Source organism: Paracoccus sp. (in: a-proteobacteria), from assembly GCF_047973135.1.
In the GTDB taxonomy this organism is placed as follows: Bacteria; Pseudomonadota; Alphaproteobacteria; order Rhodobacterales; family Rhodobacteraceae; genus Paracoccus.
Window position 1 is genome coordinate 1 of the sequence record NZ_JBKEBL010000099.1, and the last position, 1799, is coordinate 1799.

At 62.9% G+C, this 1799-nt stretch carries 2 protein-coding genes; both read right to left on the reverse strand.

The features are described 5' to 3' along the window. Positions 1-733, reverse strand: a 733-nt coding sequence (locus ACK5L9_RS07985) for a BCCT family transporter (RefSeq protein WP_416910941.1), incomplete at its 3' end; no start/stop codon positions are given. Between the two features lie 24 nt (positions 734-757). After that, the coding region (locus ACK5L9_RS07990; protein ID WP_416910942.1) for an aldehyde dehydrogenase family protein at positions 758-1799 on the reverse strand (1042 nt) is incomplete at its 5' end.

Consider the following 1799-nt stretch of genomic DNA (forward strand, 5'->3'; position numbering starts at 1 on the left):
CCATTCCGGTGATATTGTGGATCCCGGCGGCGAATTGTGACACGCCATAGCCCAGCGTCACGGCGACCCCCAGGACGGTGGCAATGACCGAAACAATGTCGATCATATGGCCCAGCGGCCCCTCAAGCGCGCGCCCGAAAAGCGGAGTCAGCCCCGAGCGGATGGTCAGCGGCAGGCCGCGCACATAGGCAAAGAAAGCCAGCGCCAGCCCGATCATGCCATAGCAGCCCCATGCCGAAAGCCCCCAATGGAACAGCGACCATTTCAGCGCGTCACGCACACTTTCCGGCGACGAGGCAGCCGCTTCCCCCATGATGATTTCCGGGTTCGAGGCGAAATGATAAAGCGGCTCGGCGGTCGAATAGGTCAGCATTCCGATGCCCGTGCCGGCGCCGATCATCATGGCGATCCATGAAAAGGCGGAAAACTCGGGCCGGCTGTCGGCCGCGCCCAGACGGATGCGACCGGTCGCGGGCCACAGCGCCAGCCCGACGCAGACCACCAGATAGAAGGCCATGACATACATGTACCAGGTGCCGGTATTGGCATCTATGGTGGACCGGATGCTCGTCAGGACCGAACCGGCACTTTCCGGAACGACGATGGCCCACAGGATCAGAATGCCAATCAGGCTTTTCGATCCCAGCGCGACGGCTTTTGAAAACCCTTCATAGAACCCCTTCTCCTCGGTCGGGATCGCAAGGTCTTTGATGGGTGGTTTGATGGACGTCATGTTCTCCTCCCTAGCGTTCTTTTTTCAGCGCATGACAAAGGGATCCGGGATCGGATCGTCGCTTGTCCGCAGCCAGACCGTTTTGACGGTCGTGTAATCCAGTGCGGCCGCGAGCCCGCCTTCGCGCCCATGCCCAGACAGGCCGTGCCCGCCAAAGGGTGCGACCGGACTGACCGCGCGATAGGTGTTCACCCAGACAATGCCGGCGCGGATCTTGCGGATCATCCGATGCGCGCGGGTCAGGTCGCGGGTAAACAGGCCAGACGCGAGGCCGAATTCGGTGGAGTTGGCGATCTCGACCGCTTCGGCCTCGGTATCGAAACCGACGACCGACAGGACAGGGCCAAAGAATTCCTGCGTGACGCAGGGTGCTTGCGGCGCGTCCGAGCAGTCGAGGATGGTCGGCGGGAAATAAAAGCCATCGCGATCAAGGGGTTTTCCGCCGGTGATCAGCCTTGCGCCCTGTGCCACGGATTCCGCGATCAGGGATCGCGCATGGTCGCTTTGGCGCAATGTGCAAAGCGGGCCGACCTCGGTCGCCATGTCATCCGGCACGCCGATCACCACTGCTTCGGCCTTTTCGCGCAGACGCGCCAGAAACGCATCCTTGATCGAATTCTGCACGACCAGCCGGGCTCCGGCGACGCAGCTTTGCCCGGTGGCGGCGAAAATGCCGGAAGCCTGCGCGTTCACCGCGCTGTCGATATCGGCATCCTCGAAATCGATGAAGGGCGACTTTCCACCCAGTTCCAGCGCGGTCGTGGCTAGGTTCTCGGCCGAGTTGCGCACGAGCTGGCGCTCGGTCGCGGGTGCGCCGGGGCGGGCGACATGCGCGACCTTCGGATGACTGGTCAGGATAGAACCGCATTCCGGGCCGAACCCGGCAATGACGTTCAGGACGCCCTTGGGAAAACCCGCCTGATCGAAGATGCGGGCGAATTCCAGAAGCGGCGCCGGGGCCTCTTCGGATGCTTTCACGACGATGGTGCAGCCCGCCGCCAAAGCCGGGCCGATCTTGACCGCCGACAGGAACAGTTGCGAGTTCCACGGCACCGTGCCGTGGAAC